The sequence below is a fragment of the Shinella sp. H4-D48 genome (assembly GCF_022637395.1).
Classification (GTDB): domain Bacteria; phylum Pseudomonadota; class Alphaproteobacteria; order Rhizobiales; family Rhizobiaceae; genus Shinella; species Shinella sedimenti.
In genome coordinates this window covers 2,694,766-2,708,021 of sequence record NZ_CP093337.1, presented here as the reverse complement: position 1 = coordinate 2,708,021, position 13,256 = coordinate 2,694,766, and the positions used below count along the sequence as shown (strand labels likewise).

Below are 13,256 nucleotides of genomic sequence, written 5' to 3'. Positions count from 1 at the left end.
CTTCTCAGATTAGCCGCCGAAGCCGAAGAGCGTGCCGAAGAAATCCACGCCGCGGTCGTTGTAGTCGACGGCGCCCTGCCGGTTGCCGGGGCCGACGACGATGACCTTGGTGCCGATATCGGCGCGGGCATACAGGTGCTCCACATCCTTGTTCATCATGCGGATACAGCCCGACGACATGTTCTGGCCGATCGTCCAGGGCTGGTTCGTGCCGTGGATGCGGAAGATGGTGTCGCGGCCGCCCTGATAGAGATAGAGGGCGCGCGCGCCGAGCGGGTTGTCCTCACCGCCGGCCTGCACGACGGGCAGGATGCGCCCCTTCTTGGCCTCGCGGCGGCGCATCTCGGCCGGCGGCGTCCAGCTCGGCCACTCGGCCTTGCGCCCCACCTTCACCACGCCCGACCAGCCGAAGCCGTCACGCCCGACGCCGATGCCGTAGCGCGTCGCCCGGTTCTTGCCCTCGACATAGTAGAGGAACTTGTTGTTCGTATCGACGATAACGGTGCCCGGCGCCTGGTCGGTGACGAAGCGGACCTTGGTGCGCTTGTACTTCTGGGCGACCTGCTTCTTGCTCTGCTGCACGAGCACGACGTCGCGCGCGGGGCCGGCCTGGTTCTCCTGCCGCGCGCCGGGAAAGGCGCTGGCCGCTGTTGCCGGCATGATCGCCGTGACGGCGACGGCGGCCGCCAGCAAGATCGATGCGTATGTCCGCATGTTGAAGTCCCTCTCAATCCTCAATTCCGCAAGGCTAGCCGAGTCCTGATCAAATTCAAGTCGGCCCGCCGGAAGCAGGACGGTTGCGAGGGCGGATTTGTTCGAATTCTTTCGACGGGGCCTGCGTAAAACGAAAACATCTCCGGCAGCGGAGCGGCCGGAGATGTCCGAATTGCTTGGTTTTGGGCGGTGTCAGATCACGATGACCTTGGTGCCGACCTTCACGCGCTCGTAGAGATCGACGACATCTTCGTTGCGCATGCGGATGCAGCCGGAGGAGACCGCATAGCCGATCGTCCAGGGCGCATTCGTGCCGTGGATGCGGTAAAGTGTCGAGCCGAGATACATGGCGCGCGAGCCGAGCGGGTTTTCCGGTCCGCCTTCCATAGAGGCCGGCAGGTAATGGCCCTTCGCGGCCTCGCGCGCCACCATTTCCTTGGGCGGCGTCCAGCGCGGCCATTCGGCCTTGCGGGTCACGGTGTGCGTGCCGGCCCATTCGAAGCCGGGCTTGCCGACGCCCACGCCATAGCGGCGCGCCTTGCCGTCGCCCATCACGAGATAGAGGAAGCGGTTGTTGGTATCGATGACGATCGTGCCGGCCTTGTGCTTGCTCTCGTAGGAAACGATCTGCGGCAGATACATCGGGTCGAGCTTGGAGCGTACGGGCCTCTGTGCCTGGCCGGTCGCCGACACCTGCTCCACGCGGGCGACGCCGTCGCGGCGGATGACGCGACGCTGCTCCACCCGCTGGCGCTGGATGATGCGGCGGGTATTGGCGGCCGGCTGCGCGCCTTCGCCGGTCAGCTGCATCAGCCACGGCGCGGTGAGGTCGGGGCTGACGATGACGGGCGGGCGGCTGCCGTACCGGTCGTTGGCGTGGGCAACCGTCGTGGTGCTCAGCAGGGCTGCTGCTAGAAGGGTTCGTATCAACATCGGACGTACTCGCTACTGATCGTCGCCGGTCTGCGCCGCCCCAATGCGACGCCGGTTCGCCAAAATGCTTGCACCGTCAGATGAAGCGAATGGTAAACGCCCATTCATTAAACATGCACGATGCCGATAAAGCGTTGAGTAGGGTTATTGCCCGCTTTCCAAAGGTGGTTGATGAGTGGTAAACGCGAACAAAAAGGAAACGGAGACGGTGATGACGGAACGCGGATTGACGGTGGGCGAGGACGGGAAGACGCGGTGCGCCTGGCACGGCAACCTCGACGACTACCGGCGTTACCATGACGAGGAATGGGGCCAGCCCGTCACGAGCGATATCCGTCTCTTCGAGAAGATCTGCCTGGAAGGATTCCAGTCGGGCCTGTCCTGGCTCACCATCCTGCGCAAGCGGGAAGGGTTTCGCGCTGCCTTCGCCGGCTTCGATTTCGACCGCGTTGCGGCGTTCGGCGAGGAGGATGTCGCGCGCTGCGTCGCCGATACCGGCATCGTGCGCCATCGCGGCAAGATCGTCTCGACCATCAACAATGCACGCCGCGCACAGGCGCTGCGCGACGAGTTCGGCACACTCGCCCGCTATTTCTGGAGCTTCGAGCCCGGTCTGGATGAGCGTCCTGCAAGGGTGGATTGGGCGACGATTTCCGCCAATCCCACCACGCCGACATCCGTGCGCCTTTCGAAAGATCTCAAGAAGCGCGGCTGGACCTTCGTCGGTCCGACGACCGTCTATGCCTTCATGCAGGCCATGGGGCTCGTCAACGACCACGTTGAAGGTTGTTGTTGCCGGGCAGACGTAGAACTTAAGAGAAATGCGCTCGTACGGCCATAAATCCGGGCTTGCCGTTACAAACAGCTATTTGATTTTGTGACGAATCATGTAGCTTAAGGTTGAGCGGCGAATTCATACATCAACAAGTCTGGGGCGACGTGTACACGTATGGTCGCGCGGTGCCGCTTTATGCTGAATGATTTGGCATGGGGGATTTATGGCGCCAAACCTATCTGCAATCGACGATACCCGGCTGGAACTCTGGGCCTGTGACAAGGCGCAGGAGATCATGTTGCGCGAGGGCTTTCGTCTCATCCGGTCCGCGCGCAGCGGCTCCAACACCGAACTGCGCGAAACGAGCCTTATGATGGCCCGCGCGATCGCCGCCTCGCTTGTCGAGGCCTCTGCGACCAGCCGGCCGCCGGCCGGCGAGTGAGCGATTGAAGACCCGCCGGATCCGGCGGGTTTTTCGTTTGGGGGACGCATTCGCCGCACAGATGGCGATACGAAAGAGCCCCGCCTTGCGGCGGGGCTCCCGGCCGGCGGTTATGCGGCTTACTGGGCGTTCTTCGCCAGCCACTCTTCCATCATCTTGATCTCGCCCTCCTGGGCGGTGATGATCTCCTCCGCGAGCTTGCGGATAGCCGGGTCCTTGCCGTGCTCCAGCTCGATCTTCGCCATGTCGATGGCGCCCTGGTGATGGGCGATCATGCCGCGCACGAAATCCACGTCGGCATTGCCGGAGAACGGGATGTCCATGCCCTTGTGCATCTTCGCATTGGCATCGATGAAGGCTTGCGTGGATGCGCTGCCCGAAGGCTCGGCCGCCATCTGATGGCCCGAGTGATCGGCCTCCTGTGCGATGGCCGGCAGGGAGAAGGCGAGCGCGAGGGCAGCGCCAAGAAACAGGGTCTTTGCGTTCATTGTCTTTTCCAGTTCTGAAAACGGTTGATGAGCGGACGCGAGGCGCGTCCGCATTGTCATGCAATCGTGTTCAAGCTCGGGGAGGGGGATCGAGCGGCGACAGCGCACGGCCCGCAAGGCGCGGCTCGGCGCTGGAAATGCGCGCGGAGATATCGAACCGTCGGTTGGTCGGTAAAAGCGTGCCGGCTTCTATCGCAAAACACGCAGCACACGCGACGGGATGGGCGGAGGGCTTGGTTTTTCCGTGTTCGCCGGAGCCGTGATCATGCATGTGCACGGCCTGCGCTGCCGGCATGCGGGCCGCATGCAGCGTCCCGGCCATCGCCGGCACCCAGCCGGCGAGCACGGCGCCCAGAATGGCGAATATGAGGAAAATCTTCCGCATGCACCAGAGATAGGCGCGTGCTGCGCAAAAGGAAAGGCCTCAGTTCAACAGGGTCGGCATGGTCACAGTCGTTTCGAGACAGCGCCGCGCGGTGGCAAAGGTGCCGACGATCACGCCGCCGTTCGCCGTGATTTCCGAATGGCCGAAGCAGAATACCGGACGGTAGAGCCCCGCCTTGGGGCGGATCGACGTGCCGAAACTGATATCGGTCGCGACGGTGGCGGCTTCCTCCAGCGCCAGCAGAACCTTGTGCCAATCGGCGGGATCATAGGGCTGGATGATATCGAGGATGCCACAGGTCTGGCCGGCCACACCATGGAAGGCGGCGGTCTGCGGCCCGATCCACAGAATTCCCGTCGCGAGGTCCGCGCTCCAGGATTCGCAGACGAACATGTCGTCCAGTTGATCCGCCTTGATGCCGATGAAGTCTGCGACGGACGAGCGTTGCGCGAGGGAGATTGTCGATTTCGATGCCATTGCGTCGGTCCGGGCTGGTGTAGTCGCCGTCCGAGGGGACATGCACGTGGCGACAAACCACACCCAGCCCTTCGTATGGTCGCCGTCTTTTGAAAATTTTCGTTCACCGGCAGCAACGGCTGCGCGAATGAGCGTTCGCTTTCATACGCCCAGCCGCAGCCGAAATCTACTAAAAGGAGAGCTGCCGGTTTCAGCTCGATCAAAAGGGCATGTCTTTGCGCCCTTGCCGCTTCCGGCCCAATCCGCTAGGGAAACCGCAACGGAAATACAGGAATTTCGGCCGTCCCGATGAGCGAAAAGCAGAAAAAACCGCAGAAGCTGAAAGCCCGCCTGCCGCGCGGCTTTGTCGACCGCGAGGCTGCGGATATCCGCGCCGTCAACGAGATGACCGCGAAGATTCGCGAGGTCTATGAGCGCTACGGCTTTGATCCCGTCGAAACGCCGCTCTTCGAATACACCGATGCGCTCGGCAAGTTCCTGCCCGACAGCGACCGCCCCAACGAGGGCGTCTTCTCGCTGCAGGACGACGACGACCAGTGGATGAGCCTGCGCTACGACCTGACGGCGCCGCTCGCCCGCCATGTCGCGGAGAATTTCAACGAGATCCAGCTGCCCTACCGCACCTATCGTGCCGGCTATGTCTTCCGCAACGAGAAGCCCGGCCCGGGCCGCTTCCGCCAGTTCATGCAGTTCGATGCCGATACGGTCGGCGCCGCCGGTGTCCAGGCGGATGCCGAAATGTGCATGATGATGGCCGACACGATGGAAGCCCTCGGCATCAAGCGCGGCGACTATGTCATTCGCGTCAACAACCGTAAGGTTCTGGACGGGATGCTGGAGGCGATCGGGTTAGGCGGTGAGGAGAATGCTGGGCGGAGGCTCAATGTACTGCGCGCCATCGACAAGCTTGATAAGTTTGGCGTTGAAGGTGTTCGCCTTTTGCTAGGCGAGGGACGCAAGGATGAATCCGGAGACTTCACCAAAGGTGTAGGTTTGAATTCGCAACAAATCGCGAGAATTATCGTCACGTTATCGGGCGGTATGGCTGCGGTTGACGTCGAGACAGATGACACTCGTAATATCGCGGATATGAAGTCGTTCTATTCCGATCCGAATGAGGCAGAGCCTTCTACCTATGCTGACAACATCCACGACGCCAGATCGCTGATAGATCTTGCTACTAACGAGACAGGGTTGCGAGGTGCAGAAGAGCTGTTAGCAATGGCGCAGATTTTCTCTGCTTGCGGGTATGAAAGCGGCCGTATCAAGATCGATCCGTCCTGCGTCCGCGGCCTGGAATACTATACCGGCCCCGTCTTCGAGGCCGAGCTGCAGTTTGCCGTTACCAACGAGAAGGGCGAGAAGGTCGTCTTCGGGTCCGTCGGCGGCGGGGGCCGTTATGATGGTCTCGTGTCGCGCTTCATGGGCCAGCCGGTGCCGGCCACGGGCTTCTCCATCGGCGTCTCGCGCCTGATGACGGCGCTGAAGAACCTCGGCAAGCTCGGGCAGGACGAGGTCGTCGCCCCCGTTCTCGTCACCGTCATGGACGGCGATGTCGAGAGCATGGGCCGCTACCAGCGCTTCACCCAGGAACTGCGCAATGCCGGCATCCGCGCAGAGATGTACCAAGGCAACTGGAAGAAGTTCGGCAACCAGCTGAAATATGCCGACCGCCGCAACGCCCCCGTCGCCATCATCCAGGGCGGCGACGAGCGCGGCGAAGGCGTGGTGCAGATCAAGGACCTGATCGAAGGCAAGCGCCTCTCCGGTGAAATCGAGGACAACACGTCCTGGCGCGAGGCGCGCGTGGCGCAGGTTTCCGTGCCGGAAAGCGAACTCGTAGCGAAGGTCCGTGAAATCCTCGAGGCGCACGCCGAAGACCGGGCGCGGGCCGGCTGATAGCGATGCGCGCGTCCTTCCACCCCCTTCTGGCCTGCCGGCCATCTCCCCCACAAGGGGGGAGATTGGCAAGGCGCGAACGCATCACCCGGATAGAGATGTCAGGGACAGGCGAGACGGTCCAACAATTCGATCTCCCCCCTTGTGGGGGAGATGGCCGGCAGGCCAGAGGGGGCTATGCCGCCCCGCGGCCGGAGCTTTTCCCATGCCACTGATCAATCTCCCCGCCTTCGCCCCCGATCTGATCTCCGATCTCGAAGCCCTCGGCACCGAGCGCGTCGACACGCCGGTCATCCAGCCGGCCGAACCCTTCCTCGACATGGCGGGCGAGGATCTGCGCCGGCGCATCTTCATGACGGAGAGCGAGACGGGCAAGAGCCTGTGCCTGCGCCCGGAATTCACCATTCCCGTTTGCCTGCGCCATATTGAGACGGCGACCGGTACGCCGAGGCGCTATGCCTATCTCGGCGAGGTCTTCCGCCAGCGCCGCGAGGGATCGAACGAGTTCTATCAGGCTGGTATCGAGGATCTTGGCGAGCCCGATGTGGCGCGCGCCGATGCCCGTGCGGTCAGCGATGCCATTGCCGTGCTGGCAAACCGTCTGCCGGGCGTGTCACTGTCCGTGGTGCTGGGCGACCAGTCGGTGTTCGAGGCGGTGGTTGCCGCCTGCGGTCTGCCGGCCGGCTGGCAAAAGCGGCTTGTCCACGCCTTCGGCAACCAGACGCAGTTGCAACGGCTGATGGACACGCTGTCCAATCCCGCCCCGTCAGGCGTCTTCGGCCCGGAAGTCGAACGCCTTGCCATTCTCGGCAAACTCGACGACGAGACGACGCTGATCGCCCATATCGACGAGACGATGAAAGCGACCGGCTATTCCACAAATGCCAGCCGCAGCCCCGCTGATATCGCGCGCCGCCTGCGGGAGAAAATGGAACTGGCGAACACCCGCCTAGATGAGCGCACGCTTGCGCTGCTCAGGGAATTCCTGGCGCTGGAACTGAGCCTTGCGGATGCGCCACAGGCGCTCGCCGCCTTCGCGCAGAAGGCCGGCCTGTCGCTTGGAGAAGCGCTCACCCGTTTCGAAAGCCGCGTTGCCGCTTTGCGCGAGGCCGGCATGCACCCGTCCGCCGTGACCTATCGCGCCGCCTTCGGCCGCCCGCTCGACTATTATACCGGCCTTGTCTTCGAGATCACGCCTGAGGGCGATCCGCTCGTTCTTGCTGGTGGGGGCCGCTTCGACCGGCTGCTCACGCTGCTCGGCGCCAAGGAGCGTATTCCCGCCGTCGGCTTTTCGCTGTGGCTCGATCGCATCGCAAGCGTGAAGGAAGCTGCGGCATGACCATCACCATCGGTCTTCCGTCCAAGGGGCGCATGAAGGAGGATTCGTCCGCCATTCTCGCCCGCGCCGGTTTTTCCGTCATCGCCGTCGGCAATGACCGGTCCTATCGCGGCCGGGTCGAAGGCCGCGACGATATCGAGATCGCCTTTCTCTCCGCCTCGGAAATCTCGCGCGAGATTGCCAATGGTACGGTCGACTTCGGCGTGACTGGCGAGGATCTGGTGCGTGAGGGGCTGGCGGAGGCCGATGCTCGCGTCGAGTTCTGCGCTCGCCTGGGCTTCGGCCATGCCGATGTCGTCGTCGCCGTGCCGGAAATCTGGCTCGATGTCGATACCATGGCCGATCTCGGCGATGTCGCCGCCGATTTCCGCGCCCGCCACGGCCGCCGCCTGACGATCGCCACCAAGTACTGGCGGCTGACGCAGCAGTTCTTTTCCGGCAATCACGGCATCCAGCTCTACCGCATCGTCGAAAGCCTGGGCGCCACGGAAGGCGCACCCGCCTCCGGCTCGGCCGACATCATCGTGGACATCACATCGACCGGGTCGACGCTGGTTGCCAACCACCTCAAGATCCTGTCCGATGGCGTGATCCTGAAATCGGAAGCCTGCCTCGTGCGCGCCCGCAAGCCCGAGCATGAAGGCAATCCGGTCGTGGCTGAGATCATCGACGCGGTGCGTGGGGTGCTCTGACTGCAGGGACTATCCGGCTTCCACCGGAATTTTGTCGGGGCCACCCTGACATCGCCCGTCCACCTGTCCTATCTATGAGCTCCCGTGTCCAAGGAGCCGTTCATGTCCGACCTTTCCGCCTTCCAGATCACCAAGAAGTGGCCCGCCAAGAACCCCGATGTCATCCAGCTCTATTCGCTGCCCACGCCGAACGGTGTGAAGGTCTCGATCGCGCTTGAGGAACTTGGGCTTCCCTATGAAGCCCACCGCATCGAGTTCGGTCCGGACGGCGTGAAATCGCCTGAGTTCATCTCGCTCAACCCGAACGGCCGCATTCCCGCGATCATCGATCCGAACGGCCCCGGCGGCAAGCCGATCGGCCTGTTCGAATCCGGCGCCATCCTCGTCTATCTCGCCGAGAAGATCGGCAAGCTCATCCCGGCCGATGCCGCCGGACGCTATGAAACGCTGTGCTGGGTGATGTTCCAGATGGCCGGCGTTGGCCCGATGCTGGGGCAGTTCGGCCACTTCTTCAAGTATGCCGCCGACAAGGTCGCCAACAACTCCTATCCGATGGAGCGCTACCGCGACGAGTCCAAGCGCCTGCTTTCGGTTCTGGAAGACCGCCTCAAGGATCGTCAGTGGATCATGGGCGACGAATACACCATCGCTGATATCACCACATTCCCGTGGGTGCGCGGCGCCGATATCTTCTACGGCGGCCGCGAAGCGCTCGACTACGCGGGTTTCCCGGCGGTCGGTGCGTGGGTCGAGCGTTGCGTTGCCCGTCCGGCGTCCGCAAAGGGCCTCGAAATTCCGGCAAGCGCCTGACACAAACCGAAAATCCGGTGGCGCGGCGCCTGTTGACGCCACCGGGTACGCCGGGCTACCTCTCGGAAAACAAGAGCGGGACGGAAACATCGTGACGGGAAGACTGGTTGTTGTGGGCGGCGGTCAGGCCGCATTTTCCCTCGTTGCCAAACTGCGTGCACTGAAGGACGAGCGGCCGATCACGATCGTCTCGGCCGAGGCCAGTCATCCCTACCAGCGCCCGCCGCTCTCCAAGAAATACCTGCTGGGCGAGGCGGACCTGTCGCGCCTCATGTTCCGCCCCGACACCTGGTATCCGGAAAACAATGTCGAAATCCGCCTGTCGACCGAGGTGACGGCGATCGATCGTGCAGCCAAGACAGTGGCGCTCAGCGATGGCACGACGCTGCATTACGCTTTTATCGCGCTCGCCACCGGCGCCACGCCGCGTCGCTTGCCCGCCGAGATCGGCGGCGATCTGGACGGCGTTTTCACCGTGCGCGACTATCGCGATGCGGACCGTCTCGGTCTGGAAATGCAGGAAGGCCGCCGGGCGCTCGTCGTTGGCGGCGGTTATATCGGTCTTGAAGCGGCCGCCGTCGCGCGGGGCAGGGGGCTGCATGTCACGGTGATCGAAATGGCTGAGCGTATCCTTGCCCGCGTTGCATCGCCCGCGACGGCCACGATCCTCAAGGCCATTCATCACGCCCGCGGTGTGGATGTGCGGGAGAAGACCGGCCTGGTGCGCCTTCTTGGCGAAAACGGCCGCGTCACCGGCGCGGAGTTGACCGACGGCTTCGTGCTGCCGGTCGATGTGGTGATCGCCGGTATCGGCGTGACGGCGAACGACCAGCTCGCGCGCGAGGCCGGCCTGGAGGTGGCGAACGGCATCGTGGTCGATCAACACGCCCGTACCTCCGATCCTGCCATCTTCGCCATGGGCGACTGCAGCGTACTGCCCTTCGAAGGAAGTCGCGTGCGGTTGGAATCCGTTCAGAACGCGGTCGATCAGGCCGAGGCGGCAGCCGCGGTCATCGCCGGCGGCGACGAGCCCTATCAGCCGAAACCGTGGTTCTGGTCGGATCAGTATGATGTGAAGCTCCAGATCGCCGGCTTCTGCGCGGGTTTCGACGATACATTCGTTCGCCCCGGCCAGCGCGAGGGCAGCGTTTCCGTCTGGTACTTCCGGCAGGGACGGCTGATCGCGGTCGATGCCGTCAACGATGCCAAGGCCTATGTCGTCGGCAAGAAGCTGATCGAGATGGGGCGTACCCCGGAGCGCGCAACGCTGGAAGATCCGGCTGCGGACCTCAAGGCGCTGACTCTCTAGGCTTATTAGCGCCCGTGGTTGTGTGCTGCGCACGTCGCCGTCGCACCTGGTTGCATATTTTCGAAATCCGTTAAGTATGACGGCACATGGAACCCGGCAGCAGGCTTCCGTAACGTGAGGATTTATCGATTCTTCAGGATTGACGGCGTTTTTGGCGATCACATAGCCCCACCCGGTGACCGTCTTCATGCTGTATATCCTGACCTGCCTGACCGTTGAGCACGACCTTCGTCTCGTCCTGCTCGCCGCACTCATTTGCTTCCTGTCCTGTTATGCCGCGGTTGTCCTCACGCAGCGCGCCCTCGTTTGCGTCGGTATGGCACGGGTTCTCTGGCTCGGTGCGGCCGGCGCTTCCAGCGGTTTCGGCATATGGGCAACTCACTTCATCGCCATGCTGGCTTACGATCCCGGCATGGATATGGGCTTCATCATGGAGCCGACGCTTGTTTCGCTGGGCGTCGCCATATTCGTCACCGCCGCGGGGCTCGGCGTGGCGACCTATGTCTCGGGCCGCAGTGCGGTTCTGGCGGGTGGCCTGCTGCTTGCCGCGGGCGTGACCTCCATGCACTATATCGGCATGTCGGCGGTGGAACTGCCGGGCACGCTTTTCTTCGACAAGACCTATGTCGCGGCTTCGGTCGTGAGCGCCGCCCTCTTCAGCACGCTGGGGCTGATCTGCTGCCTGCGCCCCGCACCGCGTGCGCGGGATCGCGCGCTTGCCACCGGCCTGATGGCGCTCGCCGTCGTGTCGCTGCATTTCACCGCCATGGCCGCCGTGCGCATCGAACCGGGTCCGATGCCGGTGGCCGGCGAGACGATGCTGTCGACAAGCGTCATGGTGCCCCTCATCGCGACCGTGGCATTCTCCCTGCTCATCGCGGGGCTGACAGCTGCCGTTTTCGCCCGCCAGGCCGAGATGACCGCGAACGAGAACGCACGCCGCTTCTCCATGCTTCTGCAGGGCGTGAAGGATTATGCCATCTACATGCTCGACGCAGAGGGCCGGGTGGCGAACTGGAACGAGGGCGCCGAACGCAAGATGGGTTTTGCGGCCGCAGAGATCGTCGGCCAGCACTTCTCGCGCTTTTATGGCGCGGAAGATCGTGTGGCGGACGAGCCGGAGCGCGCCATGCGCATTGCGCGCGAGCAGGGAAAGTTCGAGACCGAGGGCTGGTGCCACCGCAAGGATGGATCCCGTTTCTGGGCCAACACGGTGATGGACCCGATCCATGACGCGAGCGGTGCCCTTGTCGGTTATGCCAACATCACCAAGGACATCACGCAGGAGAAGGCGGACGCCGATCGGCTGGCCGAGGTAACGAAGAACCTCGATCTGGCGCTGGAGAACATGTCGCAGGGGCTTTGCCTGTTCGACAAGGAGGAGCGACTTCTGCTGGCCAACCGGCGTTACAGCGAAATCTTCGGCTTTCCCGAGGGTGGCATCAAGCCTGGCATGACCCTTCGCGAGATCATCGACCTCGGCGTGGCAGTCGTCCTCTCCGACCCCGAGGAACGGCAGGCCAAGGCGCGGGATATCTATGCGCGCCGACGTGCTGCGATCCAGGCGCGGGAGGTCGATGCCATTGTCGAGAAATTCTCCAGTGGCGTGTCCGTACAGCTCTATCACCGCACCCTGCCGGATGGTTCGTGGGTCGCGACCTATGAGGATGTGTCCGAACGCCTGCGTTCGGAGGCGCAGATTTCCTTCCTGGCGCGTCACGACAGTCTGACGGGGCTGCCCAACCGCGCGAGCTTCAACGACCGGCTCGAGGCCGACCTGCTTTCCGCCCGCCGCTCCGGTGGCAAGGTCGCGGTCATTGCCATCGACCTCGACAAGTTCAAGGAGATCAACGATACGCGCGGCCATGCCGCGGGAGACGAAGTGCTGGCCACCCTGTCGCGCCGCATGCAGGCCTGCCTTGCGGCCGACGAGACGATCGCCCGGTTCGGCGGCGACGAGTTTGCCGCCTCCAAGCGCTTCGAGGACATGGCGGAGCTTACCGGCTTCGTCCAGCGTCTTGAAACTTGCCTTGGCGAGGAGATCCGCATCGACGGCTATGATATCCGGCCGGGCGCCAGCTTCGGCATCGCCATCTACCCGCAGGATGCCGACAACGTCGGTGCGTTGCTGAACAACGCCGACCTTGCCATGTACAGGGCGAAGGAGGCGCTGACGCAGACCGTATGCTTCTACGAAGTGTCGATGGACGAGGCCGCCCGTCGCCGCCGCCTGATCGCGAACGATCTGTGGCAGGCTGTTGGTCGCAACGAACTGGAGCTGCACTATCAGGTGCAGAAAGCCGTCGATACGGGTCAGACGCTCGGTTACGAGGTTCTGCTGCGCTGGCACCATCCGGTGCGCGGCACCATCCGGCCGTCGGATTTCATTCCGATCGCCGAGGAATGCGGCGCCATCCTGCCGATCGGCGAATGGGTGCTGCGCGAAGCCTGCCGCGAGGCCGTCAGCTGGGATAGTTCGCACAAGATCGCGGTCAATCTCTCGCCGGTCCAGCTCGGCAATGCGGATGTCGCAGACCTCGTGCACCGCGTGCTGCAGGAAACGGGGCTGGACCCGCGCCGACTGGAGCTGGAGATCACGGAATCGACCATCATCGGCGACAAGGAACGGGCGTTGGAAACGCTGCGCCGCATCAAGGCATTCGGCGTTACGATTGCCATCGACGACTTCGGAACCGGCTATTCGTCGCTGGAAACGCTACGTGCCTTCCCCTTCGACAAGATCAAGCTCGACCGCAGTTTCATGAGCGAGGTGGAATCGAGCCCGGAGGCCAAGGCTATTATCCGCGCCATCCTGGCGCTGGGCCATACGCTGCGTGTTCCGGTGCTGGCGGAGGGCGTGGAGACGCGCAACCAGCTCGACATCCTGCTCGACGAGGGCTGCGACGAAGCGCAAGGTTATTTCCTCGGGCGGCCGATGCCGATGGAGCGCATTCGCGCGGCACGGCAGGCGAGTGAAGCGGCGTAGGACGCCG

At 63.4% G+C, this 13,256-nt stretch carries 13 protein-coding genes; 8 read left to right on the top strand and 5 right to left on the bottom strand.

Translation table 11 applies throughout. The features are described from left to right. Nucleotides 1–9: 9 nt before the first annotated feature. On the bottom strand, nucleotides 10–660 hold the full coding sequence (locus MNR02_RS13380) for a L,D-transpeptidase (protein ID WP_371746751.1): 651 nt from the start codon (nucleotides 658–660) through the stop codon (nucleotides 10–12). A gap of 246 nt (nucleotides 661–906) precedes the next feature. Then, nucleotides 907–1,647 carry a L,D-transpeptidase gene (locus tag MNR02_RS13375; protein ID WP_241947144.1) on the bottom strand — a complete coding sequence of 247 codons (741 nt, stop codon included), beginning with the start codon at nucleotides 1,645–1,647 and terminating at the stop codon, nucleotides 907–909. Between the two features lie 211 nt (nucleotides 1,648–1,858). Between MNR02_RS13375 and MNR02_RS13370 the strand changes: the two genes are divergently transcribed. Together MNR02_RS13370 and MNR02_RS13365 are read left to right on the top strand one after the other, a co-directional pair. Next, a complete protein-coding gene (locus MNR02_RS13370) occupies nucleotides 1,859–2,488 on the top strand; it encodes a DNA-3-methyladenine glycosylase I (protein ID WP_241947143.1) in 630 nt (209 codons plus the stop codon). A 157-nt stretch (nucleotides 2,489–2,645) separates the two neighbouring features. After that, nucleotides 2,646–2,864, top strand: a complete 219-nt coding sequence (locus MNR02_RS13365) for a hypothetical protein (protein WP_241947142.1) — start codon at nucleotides 2,646–2,648, stop codon at nucleotides 2,862–2,864. Nucleotides 2,865–2,983: 119 nt separating this feature from the next. Here MNR02_RS13365 and MNR02_RS13360 read toward each other — a convergent pair whose 3' ends face one another. The 3 genes from MNR02_RS13360 to MNR02_RS13350 all read right to left on the bottom strand — a co-directional run bounded on the left by MNR02_RS13360 (nucleotide 2,984) and on the right by MNR02_RS13350 (nucleotide 4,214). Continuing rightward, complete coding sequence (locus MNR02_RS13360) at nucleotides 2,984–3,352, bottom strand: DUF305 domain-containing protein (protein WP_241947141.1); 369 nt, start codon at nucleotides 3,350–3,352, stop codon at nucleotides 2,984–2,986. A gap of 70 nt (nucleotides 3,353–3,422) precedes the next feature. Beyond that, a complete protein-coding gene (locus MNR02_RS13355) occupies nucleotides 3,423–3,737 on the bottom strand; it encodes a hypothetical protein (protein ID WP_241947140.1) in 315 nt (104 codons plus the stop codon). Nucleotides 3,738–3,776: 39 nt separating this feature from the next. Then, the gene (locus tag MNR02_RS13350; RefSeq protein ID WP_241947139.1) at nucleotides 3,777–4,214 is read right to left on the bottom strand and encodes a hypothetical protein; all 438 of its coding nucleotides are present in this window, start codon (nucleotides 4,212–4,214) and stop codon (nucleotides 3,777–3,779) included. Nucleotides 4,215–4,502: 288 nt separating this feature from the next. Here MNR02_RS13350 and hisS point away from each other — a divergent pair, with 288 nt between their 5' ends. The 6 genes from hisS to MNR02_RS13320 all read left to right on the top strand — a co-directional run bounded on the left by hisS (nucleotide 4,503) and on the right by MNR02_RS13320 (nucleotide 13,249). Next, nucleotides 4,503–6,113 carry a histidine--tRNA ligase gene (gene hisS / locus MNR02_RS13345; RefSeq protein ID WP_241947138.1) on the top strand — a complete coding sequence of 537 codons (1,611 nt, stop codon included), beginning with the start codon at nucleotides 4,503–4,505 and terminating at the stop codon, nucleotides 6,111–6,113. Between the two features lie 205 nt (nucleotides 6,114–6,318). Continuing rightward, nucleotides 6,319–7,452 carry an ATP phosphoribosyltransferase regulatory subunit gene (locus MNR02_RS13340; protein WP_241947137.1) on the top strand — a complete coding sequence of 378 codons (1,134 nt, stop codon included), beginning with the start codon at nucleotides 6,319–6,321 and terminating at the stop codon, nucleotides 7,450–7,452. After that, a complete protein-coding gene (hisG, locus tag MNR02_RS13335) occupies nucleotides 7,449–8,144 on the top strand; it encodes an ATP phosphoribosyltransferase (protein WP_241947136.1) in 696 nt (231 codons plus the stop codon). The genes MNR02_RS13340 and hisG overlap by 4 nt, the downstream gene beginning before the upstream one ends. 102 nt (nucleotides 8,145–8,246) lie before the next feature. After that, nucleotides 8,247–8,954, top strand: coding sequence for a glutathione binding-like protein (locus tag MNR02_RS13330; RefSeq protein WP_241947135.1), 708 nt, complete (start codon nucleotides 8,247–8,249; stop codon nucleotides 8,952–8,954). Between the two features lie 91 nt (nucleotides 8,955–9,045). Then, nucleotides 9,046–10,263: an NAD(P)/FAD-dependent oxidoreductase gene (locus tag MNR02_RS13325; protein WP_241947134.1), complete on the top strand. Its 1,218-nt coding sequence runs from the start codon at nucleotides 9,046–9,048 to the stop codon at nucleotides 10,261–10,263. Between the two features lie 187 nt (nucleotides 10,264–10,450). Beyond that, nucleotides 10,451–13,249, top strand: a complete 2,799-nt coding sequence (locus tag MNR02_RS13320) for an EAL domain-containing protein (RefSeq protein WP_241947133.1) — start codon at nucleotides 10,451–10,453, stop codon at nucleotides 13,247–13,249. Nucleotides 13,250–13,256 lie beyond the last annotated feature (7 nt).

Coding starts and splice junctions, on each gene's coding strand:
- MNR02_RS13380 (WP_371746751.1), bottom strand. CDS start 660: ATGCCGGCAACAGCGGCCAGCGCCTTTCCCGGCGCGCGGCAGGAGAAC.
- MNR02_RS13375 (WP_241947144.1), bottom strand. CDS start 1,647: ATGTTGATACGAACCCTTCTAGCAGCAGCCCTGCTGAGCACCACGACG.
- MNR02_RS13370 (WP_241947143.1), top strand. CDS start 1,859: ATGACGGAACGCGGATTGACGGTGGGCGAGGACGGGAAGACGCGGTGC.
- MNR02_RS13365 (WP_241947142.1), top strand. CDS start 2,646: ATGGCGCCAAACCTATCTGCAATCGACGATACCCGGCTGGAACTCTGG.
- MNR02_RS13360 (WP_241947141.1), bottom strand. CDS start 3,352: ATGAACGCAAAGACCCTGTTTCTTGGCGCTGCCCTCGCGCTCGCCTTC.
- MNR02_RS13355 (WP_241947140.1), bottom strand. CDS start 3,737: ATGCGGAAGATTTTCCTCATATTCGCCATTCTGGGCGCCGTGCTCGCC.
- MNR02_RS13350 (WP_241947139.1), bottom strand. CDS start 4,214: ATGGCATCGAAATCGACAATCTCCCTCGCGCAACGCTCGTCCGTCGCA.
- hisS (WP_241947138.1), top strand. CDS start 4,503: ATGAGCGAAAAGCAGAAAAAACCGCAGAAGCTGAAAGCCCGCCTGCCG.
- MNR02_RS13340 (WP_241947137.1), top strand. CDS start 6,319: ATGCCACTGATCAATCTCCCCGCCTTCGCCCCCGATCTGATCTCCGAT.
- hisG (WP_241947136.1), top strand. CDS start 7,449: ATGACCATCACCATCGGTCTTCCGTCCAAGGGGCGCATGAAGGAGGAT.
- MNR02_RS13330 (WP_241947135.1), top strand. CDS start 8,247: ATGTCCGACCTTTCCGCCTTCCAGATCACCAAGAAGTGGCCCGCCAAG.
- MNR02_RS13320 (WP_241947133.1), top strand. CDS start 10,451: ATGCTGTATATCCTGACCTGCCTGACCGTTGAGCACGACCTTCGTCTC.